The sequence below is a fragment of the Shimia haliotis genome, from assembly GCF_900114415.1.
Classification (GTDB): Bacteria; Pseudomonadota; Alphaproteobacteria; order Rhodobacterales; family Rhodobacteraceae; genus Shimia; species Shimia haliotis.
Window position 1 is genome coordinate 115,685 of the sequence record NZ_FOSZ01000004.1, and the last position, 25,470, is coordinate 141,154.

Annotated in this window: 21 protein-coding genes; 13 read left to right on the forward strand and 8 right to left on the reverse strand. The window is 56.3% G+C overall.

Annotation, left to right across the window (positions count from 1 at the left end; all coding sequences use genetic code 11):
* Position 1 precedes the first annotated feature (1 nt).
* The 4 genes from BM069_RS11195 to BM069_RS11210 all read right to left on the reverse strand — a co-directional run bounded on the left by BM069_RS11195 (position 2) and on the right by BM069_RS11210 (position 3,624).
* The gene (locus BM069_RS11195; protein WP_093323759.1) at positions 2 to 1,117 is read right to left on the reverse strand and encodes an inositol-3-phosphate synthase; all 1,116 of its coding nucleotides are present in this window, start codon (positions 1,115 to 1,117) and stop codon (positions 2 to 4) included.
* Positions 1,114 to 1,746 (reverse strand): DUF4833 domain-containing protein, encoded by a 633-nt coding sequence (locus BM069_RS11200; protein WP_139216188.1) that lies wholly within the window; start codon positions 1,744 to 1,746, stop codon positions 1,114 to 1,116. The genes BM069_RS11195 and BM069_RS11200 overlap by 4 nt, the downstream gene beginning before the upstream one ends.
* 2 nt (positions 1,747 to 1,748) lie before the next feature.
* Positions 1,749 to 2,975, reverse strand: coding sequence for an aminotransferase class I/II-fold pyridoxal phosphate-dependent enzyme (locus BM069_RS11205; RefSeq protein WP_093323762.1), 1,227 nt, complete (start codon positions 2,973 to 2,975; stop codon positions 1,749 to 1,751).
* A gap of 157 nt (positions 2,976 to 3,132) precedes the next feature.
* Positions 3,133 to 3,624 carry a class I SAM-dependent methyltransferase gene (locus BM069_RS11210; protein ID WP_093323763.1) on the reverse strand — a complete coding sequence of 164 codons (492 nt, stop codon included), beginning with the start codon at positions 3,622 to 3,624 and terminating at the stop codon, positions 3,133 to 3,135.
* Positions 3,625 to 3,866: 242 nt separating this feature from the next.
* Here BM069_RS11210 and BM069_RS11215 point away from each other — a divergent pair, with 242 nt between their 5' ends.
* Genes BM069_RS11215 through BM069_RS11230 form a run of 4 tightly spaced genes read left to right on the forward strand, consistent with a single transcriptional unit; the run spans position 3,867 to position 9,722 of the window.
* A complete protein-coding gene (locus BM069_RS11215; protein WP_093323765.1) occupies positions 3,867 to 5,645 on the forward strand; it encodes an ABC transporter ATP-binding protein in 1,779 nt (592 codons plus the stop codon).
* Positions 5,638 to 7,536: an ABC transporter substrate-binding protein gene (locus BM069_RS11220; RefSeq protein ID WP_093323766.1), complete on the forward strand. Its 1,899-nt coding sequence runs from the start codon at positions 5,638 to 5,640 to the stop codon at positions 7,534 to 7,536. The genes BM069_RS11215 and BM069_RS11220 overlap by 8 nt, the downstream gene beginning before the upstream one ends.
* A gap of 9 nt (positions 7,537 to 7,545) precedes the next feature.
* The gene (locus BM069_RS11225; RefSeq protein ID WP_093323767.1) at positions 7,546 to 8,574 is read left to right on the forward strand and encodes an ABC transporter permease; all 1,029 of its coding nucleotides are present in this window, start codon (positions 7,546 to 7,548) and stop codon (positions 8,572 to 8,574) included.
* A complete protein-coding gene (locus BM069_RS11230) occupies positions 8,571 to 9,722 on the forward strand; it encodes an ABC transporter permease (RefSeq protein WP_093323768.1) in 1,152 nt (383 codons plus the stop codon). The genes BM069_RS11225 and BM069_RS11230 overlap by 4 nt, the downstream gene beginning before the upstream one ends.
* 152 nt (positions 9,723 to 9,874) lie before the next feature.
* Here the strand turns inward: BM069_RS11230 and BM069_RS11235 are convergent, their stop codons facing one another.
* Positions 9,875 to 12,214: a mechanosensitive ion channel family protein gene (locus BM069_RS11235; RefSeq protein WP_093323769.1), complete on the reverse strand. Its 2,340-nt coding sequence runs from the start codon at positions 12,212 to 12,214 to the stop codon at positions 9,875 to 9,877.
* A 219-nt stretch (positions 12,215 to 12,433) separates the two neighbouring features.
* On the opposite strand from BM069_RS11235, the gene BM069_RS11240 reads away from it, so the two are divergent.
* The 8 genes from BM069_RS11240 to BM069_RS11275 are packed head-to-tail and all read left to right on the forward strand — an operon-like array spanning position 12,434 to position 20,198.
* The gene (locus BM069_RS11240; protein WP_093323770.1) at positions 12,434 to 13,708 is read left to right on the forward strand and encodes a nucleotide sugar dehydrogenase; all 1,275 of its coding nucleotides are present in this window, start codon (positions 12,434 to 12,436) and stop codon (positions 13,706 to 13,708) included.
* Between the two features lie 32 nt (positions 13,709 to 13,740).
* Positions 13,741 to 14,949, forward strand: coding sequence for a glycosyltransferase family protein (locus BM069_RS11245; protein ID WP_093323771.1), 1,209 nt, complete (start codon positions 13,741 to 13,743; stop codon positions 14,947 to 14,949).
* Positions 14,946 to 16,178 carry a glycosyltransferase family 4 protein gene (locus BM069_RS11250; RefSeq protein WP_093323773.1) on the forward strand — a complete coding sequence of 411 codons (1,233 nt, stop codon included), beginning with the start codon at positions 14,946 to 14,948 and terminating at the stop codon, positions 16,176 to 16,178. The genes BM069_RS11245 and BM069_RS11250 overlap by 4 nt, the downstream gene beginning before the upstream one ends.
* 4 nt (positions 16,179 to 16,182) lie before the next feature.
* A complete protein-coding gene (locus BM069_RS11255; RefSeq protein ID WP_093323774.1) occupies positions 16,183 to 17,253 on the forward strand; it encodes a glycosyltransferase family 4 protein in 1,071 nt (356 codons plus the stop codon).
* Positions 17,250 to 17,837, forward strand: a complete 588-nt coding sequence (locus tag BM069_RS11260; protein WP_093323776.1) for a histidine phosphatase family protein — start codon at positions 17,250 to 17,252, stop codon at positions 17,835 to 17,837. The genes BM069_RS11255 and BM069_RS11260 overlap by 4 nt, the downstream gene beginning before the upstream one ends.
* On the forward strand, positions 17,834 to 18,976 hold the full coding sequence (locus BM069_RS11265; RefSeq protein WP_093323777.1) for a glycosyltransferase family protein: 1,143 nt from the start codon (positions 17,834 to 17,836) through the stop codon (positions 18,974 to 18,976). The genes BM069_RS11260 and BM069_RS11265 overlap by 4 nt, the downstream gene beginning before the upstream one ends.
* Entirely contained in the window at positions 18,973 to 19,725 is a 753-nt protein-coding gene (locus BM069_RS11270) for a polysaccharide deacetylase family protein (RefSeq protein ID WP_093323778.1), read from the forward strand. Before BM069_RS11265 ends, BM069_RS11270 begins: the two co-directional genes overlap by 4 nt.
* Positions 19,722 to 20,198, forward strand: coding sequence for a class I SAM-dependent methyltransferase (locus tag BM069_RS11275; RefSeq protein ID WP_093323779.1), 477 nt, complete (start codon positions 19,722 to 19,724; stop codon positions 20,196 to 20,198). The genes BM069_RS11270 and BM069_RS11275 overlap by 4 nt, the downstream gene beginning before the upstream one ends.
* A 68-nt stretch (positions 20,199 to 20,266) precedes the next feature.
* Here BM069_RS11275 and BM069_RS11280 read toward each other — a convergent pair whose 3' ends face one another.
* The 3 genes from BM069_RS11280 to BM069_RS11290 all read right to left on the reverse strand — a co-directional run bounded on the left by BM069_RS11280 (position 20,267) and on the right by BM069_RS11290 (position 23,691).
* Complete coding sequence (locus tag BM069_RS11280; RefSeq protein ID WP_093323781.1) at positions 20,267 to 21,922, reverse strand: U32 family peptidase; 1,656 nt, start codon at positions 21,920 to 21,922, stop codon at positions 20,267 to 20,269.
* Between the two features lie 134 nt (positions 21,923 to 22,056).
* On the reverse strand, positions 22,057 to 22,812 hold the full coding sequence (locus tag BM069_RS11285; RefSeq protein ID WP_093323782.1) for a sulfite exporter TauE/SafE family protein: 756 nt from the start codon (positions 22,810 to 22,812) through the stop codon (positions 22,057 to 22,059).
* Positions 22,813 to 22,872: 60 nt separating this feature from the next.
* On the reverse strand, positions 22,873 to 23,691 hold the full coding sequence (locus BM069_RS11290) for a sulfotransferase family protein (RefSeq protein WP_093323784.1): 819 nt from the start codon (positions 23,689 to 23,691) through the stop codon (positions 22,873 to 22,875).
* 148 nt (positions 23,692 to 23,839) lie between these two features.
* Between BM069_RS11290 and BM069_RS11295 the strand changes: the two genes are divergently transcribed.
* Positions 23,840 to 25,417 carry a DUF5928 domain-containing protein gene (locus BM069_RS11295; RefSeq protein WP_093323785.1) on the forward strand — a complete coding sequence of 526 codons (1,578 nt, stop codon included), beginning with the start codon at positions 23,840 to 23,842 and terminating at the stop codon, positions 25,415 to 25,417.
* Positions 25,418 to 25,470 lie beyond the last annotated feature (53 nt).

Consider the following 25,470-nt stretch of genomic DNA (forward strand, 5'->3'; position numbering starts at 1 on the left):
CTTAATCCTGATCCCCGCTCACAAATTTGAGGATGACGTCATGGGCGTCTGTATCCTCGATCTGTTCAGGTGGGTGTTTGAAAAGGAAGGCGCTTGCCTCGGCAATGGGGCCCGCCATGTTGCGATCAAGCGCGATGCGCGCCAAACGGATCGCCACGAGCGCCTCGGCGGCGGCATTGGGGCTGTCTTCGACATCAAGGCGAATTTCGATATTGGTGCGCGCACCACCAAAAAGTCGTCCCTCAAGGCGCACATAGGCCACCTTGCGATCGTTCAGCCAAGGCACGTAGTCTGAGGGGCCGATACGAATGTCGTTGTCGTCCAGACGCTGTTCCATCACGGCCTGAACAGCTTCGGTTTTGCTCTCGCGTTTGTTGGCGAGGCGGTCGTGCTCGGTCATGTTGAGAAAGTCGGTGTTGCCCCCGACGTTCAATTGATAGGTGCGGTCAATTTCAACACCGCGCATCTCGGCCAGGTTGGTGATTGTGCGGTGCACGATCGTCGCGCCGAATTGCGCTTTGAAATCATCTCCGAGGATCGGCACACCCGCGGCGCGGAATTTTTCGGCCCAGACCGGATGCGAGGCGATGAAGACCGGAATGCCATTGACCACGGCCACACCCGCCTCAAGCGCGCATTCTACATAAAACTCCACGGCCTTTTGGGACCCGACGGGCAAAAAGACAATCATTACCTCTGCGCGCAATTCCCGCAGCTTGGCGACGATCTCCTCCTTGGTCATGGCCGGTTCCGCTGACAAGCGGAAGCTGCGATCCTCGGGTTTGGTCAACATATGCGCCGCAACGCCGTCAAGGTCAGGGCCACGCAGCACCGGTGCAGTTTGATCTGCAAGGTCCGTGTGAAACCGCTCTGTGCAATTGGGCGCGGCAAAGGCTGCTTCGGCCAAAGTCAGACCGACCTTGCGACTGTCGACATCAAAGCCCGCAACCAGGTCAACCTGAGCAGGCGTGTAGCCACCAAGATCAGGGAAGCTGACACCCACGGCATCGTCGCCCTTTTGGCGGCAATACGACACGCCTTGTATAAGGGAGCTAGCGCAGTTGCCCACCCCAACGATAACGGTGCGGATAGAAGAAGTTTTCGTGTTTGTAGTCATTCGCGGAAAGCTCCACCGGAAACGGCAATCGTATGGGTCATGAAGTTGCCCGTTTCCGGGTCAGACGTATAAAGCCGCAATCGCGTTACTCTTGGCAATAGACCGGAGTCATCCACGTCAATATATCCATAAATCATTCTGTAATCGCGCCCGTTTTGACGTGTATAGAGCGCTGCGTCAAAGGGTCCGTTCTGTTTCAACAGCAATTGTTGGTCTTTTAAGCCGTTAAAGCGCACCTCAAAGTCCGCCCCATTGTTCAATGCTCGCGTTCTGGCTCCAAATCCGGCGACACGCTCGTACCAGCGAAATGCCATCTGGTGCCCGCGCCCCGCAAAGCGCCGCCAATAGCCATGCATGGGCCTTTGCCGATTGAGTTGCCCGTCGGCGTCAAACTGCGCGACATATACAATTGTGTTGGCATTGGTGGTGCGTTGCAGGAAGAACACCTGATGCTGATCAACGGGATGTTTGAACTTGGGGTTCGCGACCGGCAAGGTTTCACTGGGGACACTTGATTGCAGGGAGAGACGTGGTTTGGCCTGCACCGACTGCGCCTGAACCGCAAGCATGCACAAAAGGATCACAGCGAGTCGCGAGAACGACAAAAGAATGCTTCGTCGGGCTGGCACGGTTATTCCGCGCTGATCCGGTTGCGCATGGCCTGTGCCGCGGCTGAGGCCTCGGCGACGGCGGCGATAACACGGTCAATGTCTGCCTCAGAATGCGTTTCACTGATGAAAAAGCGGATGCGTGGCAGATCTTTGGGGACACCAATATGCACGACCGGCGGTGCGTAGATACCTTGCTGCATCAGCGCCTCGGCAACAAATATGCAATCCTCAGGTGTCTCAAACAGAATGGGCACCACAGCTTCGCCGATAGCGGTGCCGGTGTTTAGCCCCGCGTCGCGGGCACGGTGCAAAAAGCGTCGCGAGTTGCCGCGCAATCGGGTGACACGATCGGGCTCGGCCTTGAGTATGTCCAGTGCTGCATGCGCCGACGCCACGGTGGAGGGTGACAGGCCAACGGAATACACAAACCCGGGAAGACAGAAGCGCATCCATTCAATCACATCCGCATTGGCGGCAATGAACCCGCCGGAGGAGCCAAAGCTTTTGGACAGCGTTCCGATAGCGACCTCAACCCGATTTGGATCCACACCGAAATGTTCGCAAGTCCCCCGCCCTGTTGGCCCAAGAACTCCGTAAGAATGGGCCTCGTCCAGCAACAACCAGCAATCCGCGCGCTCTTTGATATCTAACAATCGCGGCAAATTGGTGATGTCGCCATCCATTGAAAACAGCCCTTCGGTACAAATCAAAACGCGGGAATAGTCATCGCGCTTGCTTGCGATAATGCGCTCCAGATCGTCGAGATCGTTGTGGGCATAAGTAAGCAGATCGGATTTTACGCCTTTCGCGCCGACCATGATCGAATTGTGGGCCAATTCGTCGACGATCACGAGGTCTTTAGGACCAAGCAAAAGCTGGATAACGGATACATTGGTCAGATAACCAGAAATCACCGACAACGTTCCGCCAACACCCAAAAAGTCGGCCATGGCACGTTCGAATGCCTTGTGCGCCAGACGTTCGCCACCGACCAGTCGGGACGCCCCTGCGCCGGTGCCATGTATATCTATTGCAGTTTTGGCGGCCGACGTTGTCGCCGGATGATGTCCCAGTCCGAGGTAATCGTAGTGGGACATCGACAAATACCCATCCTTCCACTCGGCCGAGCGGGCCTCCAGTGCATCTGTGGGAACAAAATAAGGATGGCCATTCTCAATGATCGCCTTTCCGCTTAGGCGGAAGCGACGGTCTGCATAACTGAGAAAACTATCGTCTTTTTGGGTCATAATAGTCTCCGTTTACGGAGTGCGCTGAAATTGTTGAACTTGACGGTTTTCCGAAAACGGGCAGAATTTCTATGGTCCGTACCAATATGACGGTTAACGTGATGCGGGTCTAGAAATTTAGATCCCTCAAAAAGGATTGGGCCCAAGCGCGACGAACTTAGGCATCTTTGCGATAGATGAAACAGCGCCCTGCAACAGCATTTTCGGGAATCTCGATCTCGGTCAGCGCTTCAAAATACATGCAATCAGAGGATACCATCAAACCGCCCACTGCCAACAGAGGCTCGATGGCGGGCGAAATCGCCCGAGCGAACTGATCGTTGCGTTCCAGATTGTGCCCACCCAAGTCGGCATGAATGATCGAAGCCGTTGCGCCAAATCGGGCCAGCGCGGCGGGAAGTGTTTCGCGCACGTCACCCAACAACACTCGGTCTTCGGGAGGGGTAGACGCCGGATTGGACGCGACCTCACGTTCAAAAACGAAAATATCGCGGCCCGAGACAACCTCGCGGATGTGGTCATAGGTGCGCCCGTTGCCGAGGCCCAATTCAAACACAGGGCCGGAAAGATGGCTCGTGGCCTGAACGGCGAAATCAATGCAGGCGCGTTGCGACACCATTCGGTCAATAAAAACGTCCAGTCGGCTCATCGGTCCCTCACTTTTCCCTTTGCGACTCTCTTAGACACAAAATTTGCCCTCGCACAGGCAATGTGTGCCAATGGCACGATTTTTCCGCCGTTTTGGGCCCAGTTTCGGGAAAGTGCCGCAGGTTCCGTGTGCTTGGCCGCCTGAGATGCTTGCGGCAATTCAATTAATCATGTTCACTCCGAAAAGCGTTCGTGGAGGGCGCACAGGGTGAGACCGCGAAAATGCGGCGAGGGAAAACTAGCGTGACGGCACTATTGACTGTGGAGAATCTGACCATCGGCTTTGGCGGCGGTGCGCCGGTTGTGGACGATGTCAGTTTTTCCGTGAATCCCGGAGAAACGCTGGCATTGGTCGGAGAAAGTGGCTCTGGAAAAACGCTCAGTTGCCGCTCGGCGCTGCGCATCCTGCCGGCAGCCGCGCAAATGCGATCCGGAAAGATCACTCTTGCCGGCAAGGACGGCAAACCCGACATCGACCTCATGTCAGTGAGTGAGCGCAAAATGTGCGCCATTCGCGGCGAACGGATTTCCATGATCTTCCAAGAGCCAATGCGCTCTTTGTCCCCGCTGCACCGGATCGGGAACCAAGTTTCTGAAGTTCTTCGGCTGCACAAGAAAATCAGCAAGTCAGAGCGCAAGAAGCGGGTACTGGCGATGTTTGAACGCGTCGGATTCAAAGACCCGCTGCGTGTCTATGACAGTTATCCGTTTGAGCTTTCTGGCGGGATGCGGCAGCGGGCGATGATCGCGATGGCGATGGTCGGGCGGCCCGATATCCTGATTGCCGACGAACCGACAACGGCGCTGGATGTGACAACACAGGCGCAGGTGCTTGGCCTGATCAAGGATTTGCAGGCGGAATATGGCATGGCCGTGGTGCTTGTGACGCATGACCTTGGTGTTGTGGCCAATATGGCCGATAGCGTCGTAGTCATGAATCGCGGGCGCGTGATGGAGGCTGGCCAAGCGCCGCTGATCCTGAACGATCCAAAACATGGCTATACCCGAGATCTCATGGCGGCGGCTCCGGAAATTCCGGAGACGATTCCGGAACAGAAAAGTGAGACCGAGCGCGACTATATCCTTGAAATGCGGGATGTCAGCAAAACTTACGTCCTGAAGGGCGGGTCCGCATGGAAACCCAAAACCGTGATCAATGCGGTGCGCGGCGTGAATTTCGGTGTTGAACGCGGCAAGACCTTGGCCGTCGTCGGCGAAAGCGGGTCAGGCAAGACCACAACGGCTCAGATGGCGTTGGGGGCGGAGGTTGCCGACGCGGGATCTTCCATTTTGTTCCGCTCCGAGCCGGGCGGAGAAGCCGTCAACCTGCAAGACCTCGACAAAGCCGGCAGGCTGGCGTTCCAACGCAAGGCGCAAATGGTGTTCCAAGACCCCTACTCGACGCTTAACCCGCGTATGAGGGTCAAAGAGGCGCTGACGGAACCGATGGAGATTCATGGTGTCGGGTCAAACGAAGAGCGACTGGACCGCGCCACCGAAATGCTGCGTTGGGTCGGCCTGAGCGAGAACATGTTGACGCGCTTCCCGCATGCCTTCTCCGGCGGTCAGCGGCAGCGTTTGTCGATTGCGCGCGCCCTTATGCTCGGTCCGACATTCCTCGTGTGTGACGAACCCACCTCGGCGTTGGATGTGTCGGTGCAGGAGCAGGTTTTGCAATTGCTGGAGGATATCCGTGACCGGCTTAACCTGAGCTATCTGTTCATCAGCCACGACCTTGCTGTGGTGGCACGGATTGCGGATGAGGTTGCTGTGATGCGGTCCGGACTGGTGGTCGAACAAGGCCCACCCGAGGTGTTGTTCCATGACCCTCACCATCCCTACACCAAAGCTCTGATCGCAGCGCAGCCCGAACCGGATATCAACCGCCCGATTGACCTGAATATCGTGTCACAAGGCGCGGGCGAACCGTCAACTTGGCCGGAAGCGTTTCGGTTTGACGGCGTCGAGGCACCACCGCTGACGCAGACCGGCCCCAACCACAAGGTGCGATGCTATGTTTAAGAAGACTTTGCTTGCTGTTTCCACCGCCTTGGGCGTGATGGCCTCTGCCGTTGTGGCCGTAGAACCAATCGAAGGTGATTTCTGGCTGCAGGAAGTCAACGCAGGAAATCTGCCGCCGGTGAGCGAGCGCATGCCGAGCATTCCGCTCGTGCCTGATCTCAAACTGCGTGGCCGGGAGCTCGGCACACCCGGTGGTACCCTGCGTACCATGGTGACGCGCGCCAAAGATGTGCGCCAAATGGTAGTTTATGGCTACGCGCGGCTGGTTGGATACAACGAGCGCTACGAAATCGTACCCGACATTCTAGAAAGCCTTGAAAACGAAAACGACATCAAGTTCACCTTGCGTTTGCGTCCGGGACACAAGTGGTCGGACGGAAACCCGTTCACCTCTGAAGATTTTCGGTATTGGTGGGAAGATGTGGCCAACAACGAAATGTTGTCGCCTGCCGGTCCGATTGATTTCCTTCGGGTCGAAGGCGAACTGCCAACTGTGACCTTTCCCGACGCGCACACGGTTATCTACGAGTGGCACAAGCCAAATCCGGTGTTCTTGCAAAAGCTGGCTGAGGCCCGCCCGCCATTTATCTATCGCCCCTCCCATTTTCTGAAAGCCCTGCATGCGGATTATGCAGATGAGGAGACATTGAGTGAGGCGCTTTATGAGGCGCGGGTGCGCAGCTGGGCTGCGCTGCACAATCGCAGCGACAATATGTACAAATTCGACAACCCGGATCTGCCCACGCTGCAACCGTGGATGCTTGCCACCAAAGACGGCAAGAGCCGGTTCCTTTTTGTCCGCAACCCCTATTACCACCGCGTCGACCCAAATGGGGTGCAGCTGCCTTATATCGACGTCGTGGAAATGCAGGTTGTGGCGCCGGGTCTGGTGGCTGCCAAGGCAAACGCCGGAGAAGTGGATTTGCAGGCCCGCGGGTTGGATTTCAAAGACACCGCGATTCTCAAAAAGGGTGAGAACTCGGGGAAATACACAACTTTGCTTTGGGGTAATGGCACCGCTTCGCAGATCGCGATCTATCCCAACCTGAACTACAACGACGACTTGTGGCGCGAAACCATGCGGGACGTGCGCTTCCGCCGCGCTCTGTCTTTGGGCATCAACCGCAAGATCATCAACAAGGGCCTGTACTTCGGGCTTGCCAAGCAGGGCGGCATGACAGTCTTGCCGGTCAGCCCGTTTTATCGCGAGAAAAACAGTCAGGCCTGGGCGGACTATGACATCGAACAGGCCAATGCGCTGCTTGACGATATGGGGCTGACGGAGCGCGACAAGGAGGGCACACGCCTTTTGCCGGACGGGCGGCCCATGTGGATTGTGGTGGAGACCGCCGGAGAGCGTCAGGAAGTGGAAAACGCACTCCAGATCATCATCGACAACTGGAAAGACCTTGGCATCAAGCTTTTGATGCGCCCGCTAGAGCGCGATATCCTACGCAATCGCGTGTACTCGGGTGAAACCATGGCGGCGGTCTGGTTCGGTTGGGACAATGGCATCCCGCATTCCTATACCTCGCCTGACTTTGTCGCCCCTTGGCAGCAAGAGTTTTTTGCTTGGCCCAAGTGGGGGCAATATCATCAAACCAGCGGCGACGCCGGAGAGCCACCAGATTTGGCAGCTGCCGTCCGCCTGAACGATCTGGCGCATGAGTGGTCGCAGGCCTACTCCACTGTCGATCGCGCCGTGATTTGGCAGGAAATGATTGATATTCATGCGGAAAATGTCTTTGCCATTGGGCTTTTGAACAACGCGCCGCAACCTGTTGTGGTGTCAAACCGTCTGCGCAACGTGCCGGAAAAAGCGATCTGGGCCTGGTCCCCCGGTGCGCATTTCGGCGTGTATCGCGTCGATGAATTTTTCTTTGATGAATAGGACGATCTGATGGCGCTGCTGCGATTTGCAGTTTTCCGGTTTGTGACGATGCTGGCCACACTTTTGGTGGTTTCAGTGTTCGTCTATGCGATCATAAACCTGCCTCCGGGTGACTTTCTGTCCAACCAAATCAACGAGTTGCGGGCGACAGGACAGTCCAATGGCATCGCCAAAGCTGAATTCCTGCGCAAGGAATTCTCGATGGATCAACCGATCTGGAAGCAATACTTTATCTGGCTTGGCGCATTGCCGGGTCCGCATGGGTTTGCAGGGCTGTTGCAAGGCGAATTCGGATGGTCCTTCGAATTTGACAAGCCGGTAAGCGAACTGGTTGGTGGCGCGCTGTGGATGACGGTTCTGGTGAACCTCGCTGCGGTGGTGTTCATCTATGCTGTTGCCCTGCCGCTGGGCGTTCTGGCCGCCGCCCGATCCAAGACATGGATCGACTACACCTCGGCCTTCATCGGGTATCTGGGGCTTGCCACACCGAACTTTTTGCTGGCCTTGATCCTGTTTTATTACGGCAACCGCTATCTGAATCTGCCGATTGGCGGCCTTATGGATCCGAAATTCGAAGGCGAACCGATGTCCTTTGACAAGATGAAGTCGGTTCTGATCCATCTGATCATCCCGACCTTTGTGATCGGCACCTCTGGCGCGGCGGCAATGATGCAGCGCTTGCGGGCGAATTTGCTGGATGAGCTTGGTAAGCCCTATGTGGAAACCGCGCGGGCAAAAGGCATGCGGGAAAGCGCGATGCTGACAAAATATCCGCTGAGGGTCGCGTTTAACCCCTTTGTTGCCGACATCGGCACGCTGTTGCCATCACTGGTATCAGGCTCGGTTCTGGTTTCGGTGGTTCTGGGACTTCAAACGATTGGGCCAGTGCTCCTGCAAGCGCTGAAATCCCAAGATGTGTTCCTGTCAGCCTTTGTCCTGATGTTCGTGGCGCTTTTGACGCTGATCGGCACCCTTGTGTCTGACCTTCTGCTGGCGCTGCTTGATCCACGAATTCGGTTCGGAGGGCGCGAACGATGACCATTCTGCCAGACGGTCGCTATGTCGACGACGCGCCGTATGAGACCGACACAGGCGCCGAAGCACGCAACGCTGAATTGGACATGTCCAATTCGCGACTCCTTTGGTTGCGGTTCAAACAACACAAACTGGGTTTGATTTCGGCTCTGTTCCTGCTGGTTTCCTACCTCAGCCTGCCTTTTGCGGGGTTCATCTCTCCCTATACGCCAAACGAGCGGCTGGAAGACTATCTCTATGCGCCGCCGCAGTTGGTGAGACTGTTTCACGACGGGGAATTTGTCGGCCCGTATGTCTATGGCACAACCGCAGAGATGGATCTTGAAAGCTTCAGTTGGAAGTACATCCAAGATCGTGAAACGCCCATGAAGCTTAAGTTCTTCTGTGAAGGGAGTGAGTACAAGCTTTCCGGATTTATTCCGACCAAGACGCATCTTTTCTGCGCGCCCGAAGGCGCGACGGTGTTCCTTTTGGGATCAGACAGACTTGGTCGTGACGTGTTTTCACGCATTCTTTACGGGGCGCAGCTGTCTCTTACAGTGGGTCTTGTCGGCATCACCGTCAGCTTTGTAATCGGCATCATATTAGGCTCTATTGCGGGGTACTTTGGCGGGTTCTTGGACTGGATCATCAACCGCGTGATTGAGATCCTGCGCAGCCTGCCGGAATTGCCGCTGTGGCTGGCATTGTCCGCTGCGGTGCCATCGCATTGGGGGCCGGTGGCGGTGTTTTTCATCATATCCATAATTCTCGGGATATTGGATTGGCCCGGGCTTGCAAGGGCCGTCCGATCCAAATTCCTGAGCCTGCGGGAAGAAGAATTTGTACGCGCCGCGGAGATGATGGGCGCCAAACCCAGCCGCGTGATCGGCAAGCACCTTCTGCCCAACTTTCTGAGCCATCTGATCGCCAGCGCAACCCTGTCTATCCCAGCCATGATTTTGGGCGAGACCGCGCTGAGCTTCCTTGGGTTGGGCCTACGGGCACCTGCGGTGAGTTGGGGCGTTATGCTGAACGACGCGCAAAATCTTGCGTCTATTGAAATCTATTGGTGGACGGCCATTCCGATGCTGCCGATTGTGATTGTGGTGCTGGCATTCAACTTCTTTGGAGATGGCCTGCGAGACGCGCTGGATCCCAACCGGAGTTAATCTTCACGCCATCTTGAAATGGGGCTCCGCGCCGCTGCGTGGCTTGCCCCAAAGTATTTGCGCCAGAAAGAAGCTTGGAACACTTGCTTCTTCCTGGCTTCAAATACCCAACGTCCCAACATTGCCGAGAGCGCGGATTTCGGTCAGGCGCGCTAGCGATCGTCGTCAGGGCCACCTTCCATGGCGTCTTCGTCAATCGCGGCCTCAACAGCCCCCACAACCGCTTCCTTTTGCTTTGGAGTGAGCTCACGGTCTTCCTGATCGTCGGCGATGCGCACAGTGACTTCGCGGTGGGCAAACTTAATGCCTTCGCGCTCAAACAGTTCCCGGATGTCTTGATAGACCTTTTTGCGCACGAGCCACTGATCACCGGGCTTGGTCATGAACTTCACACGGATGATCATGGCGCTGTCCTGCATTTCCACCACGCCCTGCGATTTCAACGGCTGAATGAAGTTATGCCCAATGGTCGGATCATCCAGAAGTTCGATACCCAGGTTTTTGATCAACTTGCGGACCCGCTCCACGTCTGTGTCATAGGTCACACGCAGCTTGAGTTTCATGATCACCCAGTCACGCGAATAGTTGGTCAGATATTGGATTTCGCCAAATGGAATGGTGTGCAGCGGGCCGAGGTGATGGCGTAGCTGAAAGGAGCGGACCGAGATTTTCTCGACCGTGCCTTTGACTGATCCGATGTCGATGTATTCGCCTTTGCGGAACGCATCGTCAAACAGGAAGAACGCACCGGAAAAAATGTCGCGTACCAAAGATTGCGCGCCAAAGCCTACCGCCAAGCCGACCACACCGGCACCAGCGAACAAGGGGCTGACGTTCACGCCAAGTTCCAGCAGCACGATCAGAATGATCGAGATAACGATCACCAACAACATCGCAGCGCGGAACAGAGGCAGCAGAGTGGCAAGACGGCTCGCGCTGTTGGCGCCGCCTTCGTCTCCAAGTTCGCCCTCTTCCTCTTCTCCCTGCTCCTCGCGGATTTTGCCATCCACCCAAATGCGGAAGACGTGGAAAACGATGTAGCCAATGAAGACAATCACCAGAACATCAAGCGCACGGTTTGACACCGATTCCGTCATCATTTCGCCAGCGCCGAATGCCAAAACGGCGGCATAGACACCGGCGACAACCGCCAGAATACCAGAGACACGACGGGCGAGCTGCTCGTAGGTGCTGATCTGTTTTCCCTCGAGCCGCTGTTTGAGCTCTTCGATCTCGTCGAGTTGCTCTTGCGTGGGAGATTCGGTTTCTTCGGCCTGCTCTTCTTCCTGCTGCAGTTCTTCGTTCATTTCGCGCACGCGACGGGCGCGGTCAAAGAACTTTTCAATGCAGAAGTTGATTGTCGCATAGACCACTATGATGGCCATGAAGATGCCATAGGCAGCAGCCAGCGCCGGCACCGATTCCTCTACCTCCAAAATCAAATCAAATGCCTGATCAAAGAAGCCGTAAACCACGTAAACGATGAACACAGGCGCCCAGAACACGCTGACAAGGCGCAGGGGCAAGCTGACGTCTTCCAGCGCCTTACCATTGCGGATCGCATTGGCAATCGGTTTGTAGTTCACCAGCGCCATAAGGATATTGCCCAACGAGAAAATCGACACCAGCGCCAATGTCAGGAGTGCATAGACGTCGTAGTTCAGACCCAGCTGACGAAGCCAATCACCAAAGACTTGAGTACAAATGTCCAAAGATGCGAGCAGGAACAGCCACCGATACAACCGTTTTGCATCGCGGGTGGAAAAGGCCGGAATGCGATACTGATCCAAAAAGGGAGAAAGGATCATCCGCCAAAGGAGCGCGGCCACGCGGGCGACGAAATAGGCAAAATAGATCGAACCGATGGTGAAATCGATGGCGGTGTCATCCGAGCTGCCAAACAGAAGCCAACCAAGAATAAATGCAACGGCCATGGAAAAGATCACGCCGAGAACACCACCAATGAACCGCACCACGAGGAACGGCAGCTTGTCGGAATACCCCACTGGGTTTTCCTTGATCATCGGCATGACAAACCGCGCGGCAATACGTTTGCCATAGATGTAGCGTTCGGGGAAAAGCGCGACAAAGAACAAAAGAAGCGACCAAAGAAGCACCTCTACGAAAGTGAATATTTCTCCGGTCGGGCTGCTGGCACGCAGGATAAACAGCACTTCGTTGACCGACGCCGGCCACGCATCAAGACGGCGCTGCAAAAGATCACGAAACTGATCTACTTCAGACTGGACCATCATGATCGTGTTGCCGCTGTCGCCTTCAACGACCTCTTCTACGACGCTTTCCTGCGGCGTTACCTCGGTCGGCACCGCATTGCCATTTGCATCCATGATGATCACAGTCATGCCGTGCTTTGCAGCCTCCTGCATCAGCGAGGTCATCGGGTTGGTCACATCAGCATCGGCCGTCTCCTGAGCCACAAGCACAACAGGCAGAAACAGCGAAAACAGAAAAACAGAGAGGAAGCGCAGCATCAGGGAGCCTTTCTTAACACTTCCACTCGGTCTACCCCGAGATTGCGTATTGGGCAAACTGTTGATTTTGTGTGGCACGCAACCCATACGGGAATGGTTCAGAGGGCGAGTTGCTCAGCTTTTGGGGTGACAACACACAGCAAAAGAGATAGCGCAAAGCCTAGGTTTTCTTGGGGAACGCCAAGGGGCGACCCATAGCAAGAGGCACCACCAATCGTGATGCAAAAGACACAGGAAAAAATCGCGGTATTGGGCCAAGGATACGTTGGCTTGCCGTTGACGCTTGGGTTGGCAAATGCCGGATTTGACGTGGTTGGATTTGACACCAACTCGCGCCTGATTGAGCGGCTTTTGAACGGCACTGATCCCAATGGCGAAGCCAGCAGTGATGCCGTTGGAACAACTGGCGCGACGTTCAGCGCGGATGACGCTGATTTGGCGGAATGCACGGTGTTTATCCTCACGGTTCCGACGCCAATCACCTTGGCCAAGAAACCCAATCTTGATCCGATTTTTGGCGCTGCAGAAACTGTGGCTCCGCACCTGCGCAAAGGATCTTTGGTGATCCTTGAAAGCACAGTCTATCCCGGTGTGACCGAAGACGTTCTTGGAGAGGCTTTGGAGAAGGCCACAGGACTGACACGCAAAGTGGATTTCAAGCTGGGATATTCGCCGGAGCGCGTGAACCCCGGTGATCCGATCAACAAACTGGAAACCATCGTCAAAGTGATCTCCGCTCAAGACGAGGAAACTCTGGATCGAGTTGAGGCGATTTATGCGCCGGTGATCACTGCCGGCTTGCACAAGGCAAGTTCAATCAAAACCGCCGAAGCCGCAAAAGTGATAGAAAACACACAGCGCGACCTCAACATTGCACTGGTGAACGAGTTCGCTCTGATTTTTGACAGGATGGGGCTGGATACGCTTGAAGTACTGGAAGCGGCAGGCACCAAATGGAACTTTTTGCCGTTCAAGCCCGGTCTGGTTGGCGGTCACTGCATTGGCGTCGATCCTTACTATCTGACTTATCGGGCCGAGCAGTTGGGGTACCACCCCGAGGTGATCCTTGCCGGTCGGCGGATCAATGACAACATGGGCAAATACGTCGCGCAGCAGACCATCAAGGGGATGCTGGACACAGGCGCCAATGCGGCCGGTGCGCGGGTACTGGTCATGGGGTTCGCATTCAAAGAAAACTGTGCTGACACGCGCAACACGCGGGTGGTGGATATCGTGGAAGAGCTTGAAAGCTATTCCGCAAAGGTCGAGATCTGGGATCCAAGGGTTGATACCGAAGCCGTGACCGAAGAATACGGCATCTCTCTTACTCGAAATCCGGCATCAGGCGCCTATGACGCGATAATTTTGGCCGTAGGCCATCAGGAATTTGTAGAGATGGGCGCCGCGGCCATTCGGGCTCTCGGAAAGCCAGGAGCTTTGCTCTATGATATCAAAGGCATTTTGGCCAAGTCCGAGTCGGACTTGCGTCTATAATAAACGAAGCGAGGCGGGACGTGGTAGAAGCCATGATACAAGCAGAACAGCGGGTGACGCGCGCGCCCCGCGTTTTGTTTTACAGCCATGATACGTTTGGGCTCGGTCATCTTCGCCGGTCCCGGGCTTTGGCGGGCGCCATCACGCGGGCCGCGCCCGACGTTTCGGCGCTGATCCTGACGGGATCGCCGGTTGCGGGGCGGTTTGCCTTCCCTGACAATGTCGACCACATTCGCCTGCCTGGTGTCACAAAAACACCTGACGGCAACTACGAAAGCGAACGCCTCGGGCTGAGCATTGATGAAGTCACCGAACTGCGGGCGCGTCTGATAGATGCAACCGTCAAGCATTTCGACCCCGATATTGTGATAGTGGACAAAGAGCCGACGGGGTTTCGCGGCGAAATGATCCCCGCGTTGGAATGGCTGCGCAAACAAAAGAAGGCACATATTGTGCTGGGGCTGCGCGATGTGTTGGATGATCCCGATACGTTGGCAGCCGAATGGGAGCGCAAGGGCGCACTTAAAGCGGCTGAGCAGTATTACGACGAATGCTGGGTATATGGGCTAAAATCCATTCACGACCCCACAGAAGGCCTGGAATTCTCCTCCGAGTTTCGTGCAAAGACACGGTTTGCCGGCTATCTGCGCCGCGAAGAACTGCCGGACGGAGAAGCGCCTACGGACCCCTATATTCTGGTCACGCCGGGGGGCGGTGGAGACGGCGCGAGCATGGTGGATCTCGTGTTGTCAGCCTATGAGCGGAATCCCGATTTGGACCCGCGGGCGATGCTGGTATACGGCCCATTTCTGTCTGGCGAAGTGCGGGCGGAATTTGAAGAGCGTGTTGCCAAGCTCAAAGGTCGCGTGCACGCGGTGGGTTTTGACAGCCGCATGGAAACCCTGATGAACGGTGCCAAGGGCATCGTGTCCATGGGGGGGTACAACACCTTCTGCGAAGTGCTGTCTTTTGACAAACCGGTCGTGATTGTGCCGCGCACGCGTCCGCGTCTGGAGCAGTTCATTCGCGCCAGCCGCGCCGAAGAGTTAGGGTTGGTGCGGATGTTGGACGAAACCCGCGGAGAGCTGACCCCCGAGGCCATGACCTTGGCCATTCGCGGTCTAGCAACACAACTTAGTCCATCGTCTGCATTTGTTCCTGGATTACTGGATGGTTTGGACGTGATTGCAGATCGCACGCTCGATATTCTTGACCTGAACCGCTCGCAAGGGGTGGCATGAACACGCTTTCTCGACCCAAACTGGCTGTGGCCGTCAAAGGGTGGCCGCGCCTTTCAGAAACTTTTATTGCCCAAGAATTGGTGGCGCTTGAAGAAGCTGGATATGAACTGGAACTCTGGTCCTTGCGTTTTCCCACGGACACCAAAACACATCCGTTGCACGACCGGCTGAAGGCCAAGGTCCACTACCTGCCGGAGTATCTGCATCAAGAACCCCTTCGCGTGGCAAAAGGCCTATTGCGCTCAATGATGCGGCGCGGATTCTGGGCGGCCTGCGGCACATGGTTGAAGGATCTAAGGCGCGACCGGACGCGCAACCGTGTGCGCAGATTTGGACAGGCTTGTGTGCTCGCTACGGAATTGAACCCGGACATCGACGCCCTCTATGCGCATTTTATGCATACGCCGGCGTCGGTTGCCCGATACGCAGCAATTCTGCGGGGCATGCCTTGGTCGGTGTCAGCCCACGCCAAAGACATTTGGACCTCCCCCGAGTGGGAAAAACGCGAGAAATTGCAGGCCGCGACCCATGGGGCGGAGTTCCTAGCAACCTGCACCGGCGTCGGGGCCGAGCATCTTGCCGGATTGGCGGATCGCCCCGATCGAGTAGAGTTGATTTATCACGGTCTGGATCTGACTCGTTTTCCTGAACCACCGGCCACGCGGGATCACAGCGGGCCAGTTAATTTCCTGTCGGTTGGACGTCTTGTTGAGAAAAAGGGTTTTGACCGGTTGATCGCAGCGCTGGCTCTGTTGCCTGACGATCTTGACTGGCGCTGGGAACATATTGGCGGTGGCGGGTCTGATGCGAAATTCCGCAAGCAAGCCGAAGCCGCTGGCGTGGCAGACCGAATCATTTGGCGCGGCGCTTGTGATCAGCCAGAAGTGATCCAATCGATGCGCGCGTCCGACGTGTTTGTCCTGCCAAGCCGCATTGCAGAAAGTGGCGACAGGGACGGATTGCCGAATGTGTTGATGGAAGCCGCAAGCCAAAAGTTGTGTTTGTTGTCGACCCCTGTCAGCGCCATTCCGGAATTCATCGACGACGGTGTGCACGGCGTTCTGAGCAGTGATGAGCCTGCGCTTTTGGCAAGCGCCATGGAGAGCCTCGCCCGCGATCCCGCAAAACGAGCTGAGCTGGCGGATGCCGCCTATGGTCGTCTGACATCGCATTTCCTGATGCAGCCCGGAATTGCCAAGCTGGATCTGCGCTTGCGCGCCTTGGTGTGACACAGTGGCCCGCATCGCCTTTTACGCTGCCCTGAAATCTCCGCATCACCCTGTGGCTTCCGGTGAGCGCACAATTGCCCGCAACCTAATGACTGCCATTGAGAAACCAAGGCACTCCGTGGATCTCGCGTCGGAGTTTCGACCCTTTGACAAGAACGGTAGTCCAAAGACCCAGAATGCCTTTTTGGCGGAAGCTGACGCCATTGCTAAGGGGCTGATTGCTCAAGGTAGCTGGGACGCTTGGGTGAGCTATCACAGTTACTACAAAGCGCCAGACTTGCTCGGGCCTGTGGTCAGCAAAACCCTTGGCATACCCTATCTGTCAATCGAAGCGACCCGCGCGTCCAAGCGTCTTGGCGGTCCTTGGGACCAGTTCGAGCGCAAGGCAATGGACGCCTGTGACGCCGCAGATGTTTTGTTTCACTTTACCGCGCGTGATGCTGTCGCATTGTGGCGGGACTTGCAGGATCATCAGCTTCTCGTTGGATTGCCCCCGTTCCTTGGTCGCGAAACTTTGCCGGAACCAGCGCGTCCTGAAACACCGCTCATCCTGATTGCAGGTATGATGCGCGCGGGAGACAAACTGGCGTCTTATGAGATCGCAGCCGAGGTTCTGGCGTTGCTGGAGGGAGACTGGCAGGTGGAAATCGCCGGAGATGGACCTGAGCGCGCGCGTGTTGAAGCTTTGATGGCACCCTTTGGGCCGCGTGTTCGATTTCTGGGCGGTTTAGACGAAGCGGGTATGACTGAGGCCTATCGGCGAGCGCGTGCATTTTTCTGGCCAGGTGTGAACGAAGCCTTCGGAATGGTCTATCTGGAAGCACAGGCCCACGGGGTTCCCGTGGTGGCCCAAGACAGGCTGGGTGTGAACGAAGTTGTGTCCGCTGCAGGACTTTGTGCCGTTGACCGCCCGAAGGCCCTTGCAGAAGCGCTTGGGCAGTTGTTGAATGACGACGCATTTCACGCAGCGCGGTCCGCTGCGGCGCGCGACAAAGTTTCCAAGCATCACCTGATGGGGGCTGCGCGCAATACACTTTGGGGCGCCTTGTCGCCTTTGATTTCGGAGACACCATGATCCGTTTTGCGATGCTGCGCCACGGGCACACAAGCTGGAACAGAGCCGGACAGATTCAAGGCAGCACGGATATCCCGCTCGATGATCAGGCGCGCGCCGACCTTGGCGGGTTTCGTCTTCCCGCCGACTGGCAAGACGTTGATATTTACAGCAGCCCCTTGGGCCGCGCGGCAGAGACCGCAGAAATTGTCACTGGCCGTGCTGCGACGACCGTGGATGCAATCACCGAGATGGATTGGGGTGATTGGGAGGGACGCAAAGGTATCGACCTTAAGGCCGACCCCGCCAATGGGTTTCGTGACATCGAGCAATGGGGATGGGACTACCGCCCGCCAAACGGCGAAAGCCCGCGGGATGTTTGGGAGCGGATTGAACCGTGGCTCTTTGGGCTGACGCGCGACAGTCTGGCAGTTTGTCATATTGGAATCATGCGTATGGTTTTGGCCAAAGCGCATGGTTGGGATTTTGACGGTCCTGCGCCCTTTGCGGTCAAACGCAACCGGCTGTTCGTCGTCGAACTGGATGCCGGAACAGTGCGGGTGGCAACACCGGATATCGTGCGTCTGGACAAGGTGGGCGCATGAAAGTTCTGATTGCGGTGACGCACCTGTTGGGTACAGGACACCTCGGGCGTGCCCTGACCCTGGGTCGGGCTTTTGCCAAAACCGGACATGAGGTCGTCGTCTTGTCCGGAGGCCGACCGGCCCCCCACCTTGATGCGCGCGGCGTGCAAGTCGTTCAGGCACCCTCGCTTGCCTCAGACGGCACCAATTTCACGCGGCTGTTGTGCGGTGACGGGCGCGAAGCTGACGCCCAATACCTGAACGATCGCTCTGCCTTCATGGTGGCAACCTTGATGGCGCATCAGCCCGACGTTTTGATCACAGAGCTGTTTCCTTTTGGCCGACGCTCCTTGGCCACGGAATTTGTGGCCCTTCTGACGGCTTGCAAGGACTTGCCCCGCAAACCTTTGATCTTGGGATCTGTGCGCGACATTCTCGCGCCACCAAGCAAGCCCGCCAAGGCGACCCGCGCGCGTGACATCCTGTTGGCGCACTACGATGGCGTTTTGGTGCACTCTGATCCGGCCATCACCGAACTGTCCGTCAGCTGGCCGGTCACTCCGGATGTCGCGGACATGCTGAAATACACAGGCTTCGTCACCCAAGATCCGGCGGGCCCGCATCCTGAGGGTGTCGGAAACGGAGAAGTCATTGTCAGTGCCGGCGGCGGTTCTGTCGGGCAGACCCTGTTCGAAGCCGCCGTTGAAGCAGCGCGCGGCCACCCGCTCCACTGGCGCATTCTGGTAGGCGGAACCGACAAAGCCGAAAGGATCGCCGCGCTAAAAGCGCGGGCCGGAGCCATGGACATCACCATCGAACCCGTCCGCCCTGATTTTCGGGAAATGCTGAGCGGTGCGGCGGCTTCGGTCAGCATGTGCGGCTACAATACCGCGATGGATTTGTTGCAAAGCGGCGTTCCTGCGGTCCTCGTGCCCTTTGACGACGGCGGCGAAGTCGAACAAACCCTGCGTGGGCAGTCGCTGGCAGCACAAGGCGGGTTTGAGGTGCTTATGGCGCAGGACGTTACCCCGGACAGCCTGTCACGCAACGTGACGCGGGTGCTGAAATCCGGCAAGCGTAGCGCGGCCAGCCTGCGAATGGACGGGGCCGCGGAAACGGTTCGAATTGTGGAAACGATGCTCGCTGAGGTGCCAGCATGAAGGTGGACTGGTCACCTCTGAAGCATGAACTTGGCGAGTGGCGCGCTGCGGGGCTGACTCTACCGCTATGGTGGCGTGATGACGACGCTGTTGCGCCGACCGAATCTTTGGCGCGGCTCGAAAGCCTGAGCGCCACAAGCGGCGTGCCCGTTCATATGGCGGTGATTCCGCGCGATGCGACGCGTTCTTTGGCAGATGACCTGAGCGATCAGTTTATCCCCGTGGTGCACGGGTGGGCGCATGTCAACAATCAGACAGAAGGCAAGAAAGCCGAGTTTGGAATGGGGCGGGATGCACATGCCGCACGCTTGGACTTACAGCAATCTATGGCGCGGATGAGGGATCTTTTTGGTGCGCGTCTGGCACCTATGTTTGTTCCGCCGTGGAACAGGTTCGACGCGGCTCTGTTGCCGACACTCGCTGAGTTTGGAATTGACGCCTTATCGACCTATCTGCCGCGTCAAACCGCGACTCCGATCGCAGGCGTCACCCAGATAAACACCCATATCGATCCGATCTTCTGGCGCGGCACCCGTGGATTGGTGCCACCAGACGACCTTGTGGCTCAGACCGTGGCGCTTTTGCAGGCGCGGCGCACGGGCATGCAGGACAACGCCGAACCGCTCGGATATCTTACGCACCACCTTGTGCATGACGCCGATATCTGGGAGTTTTCACAACAGTTTATGCAGGAAATGTGCGATGGGCCGGTGCGGCTTTATCGTCACGACACAAAGGGGTTTTCATGAGCCGTCTCAACAGCATGATGCGTCGCCTCGCGGCTCAGGCCGAAGGCCTTGAGTGGGGGCTGACCCAAATTGGCACTTTGGAAGGGGACTTCCTTGAAATGGGGCTAGGCAATGGCCGGACCTATGATCACATGCGCGAAATCGCACCCGAGCGCCGTATCTGGGTGATTGATCGCGCGTTGAACTGTCACCAGTCCTGTGTGCCGCCCAAGGAAGATTACCTTGAGGGCGAAGCCGAAGACATGCTGCGCAAACTGGCCGATCAAGGCACCAAAGTTGCATTGGGTCACTATGATTTCGGATTTGGTGTCAAAGAGAAAGACGTGGCCGAAGCCGCGCGTTTGTCGGCAATGATTGCACCGGTAATGGCGGCAAATGGCGTGCTCATTTCAGGCCAGCCTTTGGTCGGGTTTGAACAGGTGCGCGGACCGGAAACCGTCGCACCTGATCGATATTACTTTTACCGCACCTAATCTAAGTAAAGCGGCGCAAGGCGTTTTTATCACCATGCGCACAGCGGTTTGTGGGCCACTTGTGGGCGCTATTCGGCGGCCGGCAGTTTGAATTCTGCGGCTTCCGCACGCGTCAGCATCGCGCCCATCTTGCGCTCTCTCAAAACCTCACGTGCCTTGGCATAGATCGGATCTTCCCAGAAGATCAGACATCCGTTGCAGCCCTTGCCACAACACCCTTCCGTGCCTTTGCGGTTGGTCTTGAAGCGCTTGGTGTTGGTGTCGGCTTCGATTGCATCGACCAGCGCGTCGCGCCGGCGTTTATAGGCGGTTTCGTTGGTCGAATCCTTCACTTCCATCGCCAACGCCGTTTTGTCGAGTTGCAGGCGTTTCCACTGCTCCTCGGTCAAAGCGCGCTCTTTGCGGATCACGGTCATCGGCGGGAAATTCGTGCGCAAATCGTTGATGTCTTCATGCTCAAACAATGAGAACGGCAGGCGGATCACGGTTTTGGTGGAACCATGGACGACCTCTTTCTTCTCTCCTGTTGCCGCAACTTCGTAGTCATAAGCACGCAGAAGAATGGTGTTGCGGGCGACTGGCGACACGATTTCCAACACATCACCTGGCTCCAACTTGTTCTTCACTTCTACATGGAAGGCGTCATCCACCACATCGGTCACAAAGCCCGCGTACTCCCATTGGGCGATTGCTTGGGTTTGTTCATAGCCGTGCGCCAGATTCGTCAGGCGGCCCTTGTGGAAGGCGAGGGTGTAGCCGCGGTTGCCCACGGTTTCGAGCTCTTCCATGTAATCCGCCGCGTTCCAGTTTTCAGGGTCAGCGTAATAGTCATCAATCGCCATGCGGTAGGCGCGCGCGACGATGGCGGCGTAGTATTCCGACTTGCCACGACCTTCGACCTTGAGGCTGTCAACGCCGATCCGCAGGTAGTCATCCAGCTTGGGCATCAGGCACAAGTCTTTGGAATTCAAGATATAACTGCCGCGTTCGTCTTCCTGAATGGGCAGAAGCTCCCCGGGGCGCACACCTTCCTCGAGCAGGAATTCGAACATGTGCAGATTGTCTTCATCCACGATCAATTCCTGCACTGTGCCGTCTTTCAGACGCATGTGGAACTTGTAGTTCCAGCGACAGGAGTTGGCGCAGTTGCCTTGGTTCGCGCCGCGTTCGGCCATGAAATTCGACAACAGGCAGCGCCCCGAATAGGTCATGCACATCGCGCCGTGAACAAAGGCTTCGAGCTTGATATCAGGGCATTTTTCGCGAATCTCTTCCAATTCCGGAAAGCTCACTTCGCGAGCCAGAACCACCAGATCGGCGCCTTGGCTTTGCCAGAACTGCGTGGTCAGCCAGCTTGCGATATTGGCCTGTGTGGACACGTGCAAAGGGATTTCCGGCGCGCGTTCCTTGACGTATTGGAACACACCGGGATCAGAAATGATCAGCCCGTCTGGCTTCACCTGTCGCACGGTGTCGATGTATTCATCGAGCTTGGGTATATCTTTGTTATGGCTAAACAAATTCAACGTCAGATACGCGCGTCGGCCATGTTGATGGCAAAATTTAACACCCTCGATCACGTCATCCAGAGAGAACTCCGACTTGGTGCGGAGGCTCATATCCGGCGTACCGAGATAGACAGCATCAGCGCCATAGAGCACCGCCATCTTGAGTTTGCGAAGGTTGCCTGCCGGCATCAGCAGTTCGGATCTGTGTTGGGTCATTGCGCGCGCTTTCCTGATCAGAGGGGCGTCATACACCGTTCCCCGTTTTGGGGCAAATGGGGGCTCTGACCCATGTCTGCAACACGTCGGTATAACGTCGGTGCCGCAATCAGGTTCTGGGAGTCACACGCATTTCAGGATGACACGAGAAATGCGACCACCCCACCCCAGATCAGGCGCAAAGCGATCAGCACGAGGATCACGTTCAGGACACGATGGAATCCGTGATCGGTCATGCGGCCCAGAACGAACTTACCGGCCCACGTGCCAAAGGCGCCCGCGGCGATCAATCCAGCAATGAAAAGCGTCCAATCCGCAAAGGCAAACCCAAGAAAGCCGAACATTGCGACCTTGAGGCCATGCTGAACCGTCATCAGGGCGGCGTGGGTGGCAATGTGGGTATGACGATCCAAATTCTGCGCTTTGACAAAGCCCGCCACAAAAGGACCGGTCGCGCCAAAAAACATGGTCAGGAAACTGGAAACCAAACCGGTTATCAGCGGCCACTGAGACAGCCATTTGGGCGGCTTTGCAAACACCACCCAAAGAATGAAGACCCCGACAACGGATTGAATTAGCCATCCAGGAAGGCTAACGACGACGCTGCCGCCTATGGCGACCCCGATCAGGGAGCCGACCACGAAGGCCGGCAGGGCCGTCCACATGATATGACGCAGAAACATCAGCGCACGGATGCTGTTGGAGCCAAGCTGAACAACGCCGTGGACGGGAATGATTGCAGCGGGCGGCATCAGAATTGCGCAGGCGCCCAGAAACACCACGCCACCTCCAATGCCAAAGGCGGCTGTAATGAAGGAACCCGCAAAGCTGACGGCAAGCAACATGATCGCCGCAAGATGGGTCAGATCAGGGGGAAGTATGTCCGGCATTCGGCGATCATTCCCTCAGATGGACGCAGGTCAATGCGCACAAATTGATTGCAGCACGCGTCAATCGCCCAACTTGGCGTGGACCTCATCCAGATCAATCTCGCCGATTGGCATCTTATTGCCCGGATTTTCAAAGTCGTATTTGAACAGTTGGAAGTCACGCTTGTAGATTTCGTAGACCAGATGCATCGACAAATCATCGAAGTACTCTTCGACCGGATGCGCGCGTTTGGGGCCGTGGCCTTCGGACTCGTTAAAGCGCGGAATCTGAGCGAGATCAATGGAATGAGGCGTTTCGATATTGTCCAGAACGCCTTGCATTCCCTCGTTGAACTGTTCCGTCCAGACTATTTTGTCGTAGGCCCCGCCGTTGACAATAAACGTCGATACGTGGCCTGACATGGCCGACCAGTGGATGTCCGGATCCATTGGACGACGCCAGCGGATGGTGTCGCGGGCAAACAGGAGAAAGCGGCGGAAGCTCTGGATTTGGTCAAACTCCTGCTTGCCGTCATCCCCGCCCACTTCGATTCCGTATTTTTGAATCAACATAGGCACGAGGTTGCCGCGATACCGTTTGCCGTTGCGCTGAATGCCGCAGATCTTGTCAAAGAAGGACGACAGAATGCGGGTGTACGGGTTGCGCACGCACGTAAAGGCATAGGATTTGTGGTCACGCACATTGTCGATGATCGGCTGGTGGCTGTCTTCGAGAGCCCATTTGTGCATGCCGCCCTTGGCATCGTGAATGTCGCCGTCAAAAAAAGTGCCATGATCTGAATAGAACATGATCTGGCCGATGGTTGAACAGGCGCACTTTGGCACCACGCGATAGACCACGCTTTCGCTCTCTGTCATCCATGTTCCCGGAAAACCCATCCTACTCGCCTCCTGCCATGCCGCGGTTCTTACCGTCGGTAGTTACCTGTCAGACCTAAAAAAATCCAAACAAAGCCTGTTTATTCAATGCGACTTCATCTTTAAATGGATAAAGCACAGTCGTCAAAGCAGGGATCACGGAACTTACATGGCACGAATTGCGTATATTTTGCTGTGCCACAAAGATCCCGAGGCCATCATCCAACAGGCACAGAGCTTGACGGCAACCGGTGACTACATCTCGATACACTTTGATGCGAGTGCCAAACCCGAGCATTACAAACAGATCACCACAGCGCTGGCCAGCAACCCCAACGTGGCCTTTGCCCACAAACGCATCAAATGCGGCTGGGGCGAGTGGTCCTTGGTGGAAGCGACCCTGTATGCGGTAGAAACCGCGGTCGAAACATTCCCGCGTGCGACCCATTTTTATATGGTGTCCGGCGATTGCATGGTGATCAAATCCTCGGAGTACATCCACAACTTCCTTGATGATCACGACGTCGATTTCATCGAAAGCTTCGACTATTTCGAAAGTGACTGGATCAAGACCGGATGGAAAGAAGAGCGGCTGATCTATCGCCACATCTTCAACGAGCGTACCCAGAAATGGCGATTTTATACCGCGTTCAAACTGCAACGTTATTTCGGCATCACCCGCGAAGTGCCTGCCGACATTCAAGTGATGATCGGCTCGCAGTGGTGGTGTCTCAGACGCCAGACCATCGAGGCGGTGTTGCACTTCACGCAGCAACGGCGGGATGTCATGCGGTTTTTCCGAACCACTTGGATTCCGGATGAAACGTTTTTTCAGACCATTGTGCGCCATCTGGTGCCATCAACGGAAATCCGCACCCGCACGTTGACGTTCTTGATGTTCTCCGACTACGGGATGCCGTTGACGTTTTACAACGATCACTATGATCTGTTGCTGACGCAGGATTACCTCTTTGCGCGCAAGATCAGTCCGGAAGCGACCGAACTGAAGGAACGCCTCGGGGCGCTTTACGCGGAAACCGGCGTTGACTTCAGCATCTCCGCCGAAGGGCCAAGCCTTTTCAAATTCCTGACCAACCGCGGCCGTGTGGGCAAACGATTTGCCAGTCGGTTCTGGGAAACCGAAAGCTCGTTGGGGCGGGATCGCGAGCTGATGCTGCTGGTGTGCAAGAAATGGCATGTGGCCAAACGCTTGCTTGAGAAAATCGGGCAGGAAACAGATATTCCGACCATTGCCTACCTGTTCAATGAAGAAGGCACACCTTTGCCGGATCTGGGCGGGATTCAATCTACGCTGAGCAAACGAACCCGCCACCGTCGAGCTTTGATGCGGATGCTGTTTGATTACTATGACACAAACCGGCTGGTGGTGTGTCTGGACCCATCTGCCATGGACCTGATGCAGGATTTCTTTGGCGACCGCTCCACCACGCGCATGCTCGAAATTCAGTGTGAATTCACCGACGACTATCTGACAGGGCATTCGATGCGGATTGGCCTTGCGGGTGAACAGACGCCGCAGGACACGTTGGAACGTCTGCTGCCAACCATCCGGCGCGACATCGTGAACGAAAGCGACCGGATCAGGGATGCGGAATTCGAGAACCTCAGCATCATTCGGCAGGCCGACGGTTTGGACGAATTTGTGCCCGCCATTGCGCAGTTTTTGAATGTCACAGATGACGTGGCGGAAAAGATCGCCCACACCGATCATTTGTTTGCCGACTAGGATCGGGGCGCTCCCGCCTAAGGAAAATGCCCTGACGGGCACCTTCGCTTGGT

Coding starts and splice junctions, on each gene's coding strand:
- BM069_RS11250 (WP_093323773.1), top strand. CDS start 14,946: ATGAACACGCTTTCTCGACCCAAACTGGCTGTGGCCGTCAAAGGGTGG.
- BM069_RS11270 (WP_093323778.1), top strand. CDS start 18,973: ATGAAGGTGGACTGGTCACCTCTGAAGCATGAACTTGGCGAGTGGCGC.
- BM069_RS11205 (WP_093323762.1), bottom strand. CDS start 2,975: ATGACCCAAAAAGACGATAGTTTTCTCAGTTATGCAGACCGTCGCTTC.
- BM069_RS11290 (WP_093323784.1), bottom strand. CDS start 23,691: ATGGGTTTTCCGGGAACATGGATGACAGAGAGCGAAAGCGTGGTCTAT.
- BM069_RS11280 (WP_093323781.1), bottom strand. CDS start 21,922: ATGACCCAACACAGATCCGAACTGCTGATGCCGGCAGGCAACCTTCGC.
- BM069_RS11220 (WP_093323766.1), top strand. CDS start 5,638: ATGTTTAAGAAGACTTTGCTTGCTGTTTCCACCGCCTTGGGCGTGATG.
- BM069_RS11275 (WP_093323779.1), top strand. CDS start 19,722: ATGAGCCGTCTCAACAGCATGATGCGTCGCCTCGCGGCTCAGGCCGAA.
- BM069_RS11210 (WP_093323763.1), bottom strand. CDS start 3,624: ATGAGCCGACTGGACGTTTTTATTGACCGAATGGTGTCGCAACGCGCC.
- BM069_RS11265 (WP_093323777.1), top strand. CDS start 17,834: ATGAAAGTTCTGATTGCGGTGACGCACCTGTTGGGTACAGGACACCTC.
- BM069_RS11295 (WP_093323785.1), top strand. CDS start 23,840: ATGGCACGAATTGCGTATATTTTGCTGTGCCACAAAGATCCCGAGGCC.
- BM069_RS11245 (WP_093323771.1), top strand. CDS start 13,741: ATGATACAAGCAGAACAGCGGGTGACGCGCGCGCCCCGCGTTTTGTTT.
- BM069_RS11195 (WP_093323759.1), bottom strand. CDS start 1,117: ATGACTACAAACACGAAAACTTCTTCTATCCGCACCGTTATCGTTGGG.
- BM069_RS11240 (WP_093323770.1), top strand. CDS start 12,434: ATGCAAAAGACACAGGAAAAAATCGCGGTATTGGGCCAAGGATACGTT.
- BM069_RS11235 (WP_093323769.1), bottom strand. CDS start 12,214: ATGCTGCGCTTCCTCTCTGTTTTTCTGTTTTCGCTGTTTCTGCCTGTT.
- BM069_RS11225 (WP_093323767.1), top strand. CDS start 7,546: ATGGCGCTGCTGCGATTTGCAGTTTTCCGGTTTGTGACGATGCTGGCC.
- BM069_RS11230 (WP_093323768.1), top strand. CDS start 8,571: ATGACCATTCTGCCAGACGGTCGCTATGTCGACGACGCGCCGTATGAG.
- BM069_RS11260 (WP_093323776.1), top strand. CDS start 17,250: ATGATCCGTTTTGCGATGCTGCGCCACGGGCACACAAGCTGGAACAGA.
- BM069_RS11285 (WP_093323782.1), bottom strand. CDS start 22,812: ATGCCGGACATACTTCCCCCTGATCTGACCCATCTTGCGGCGATCATG.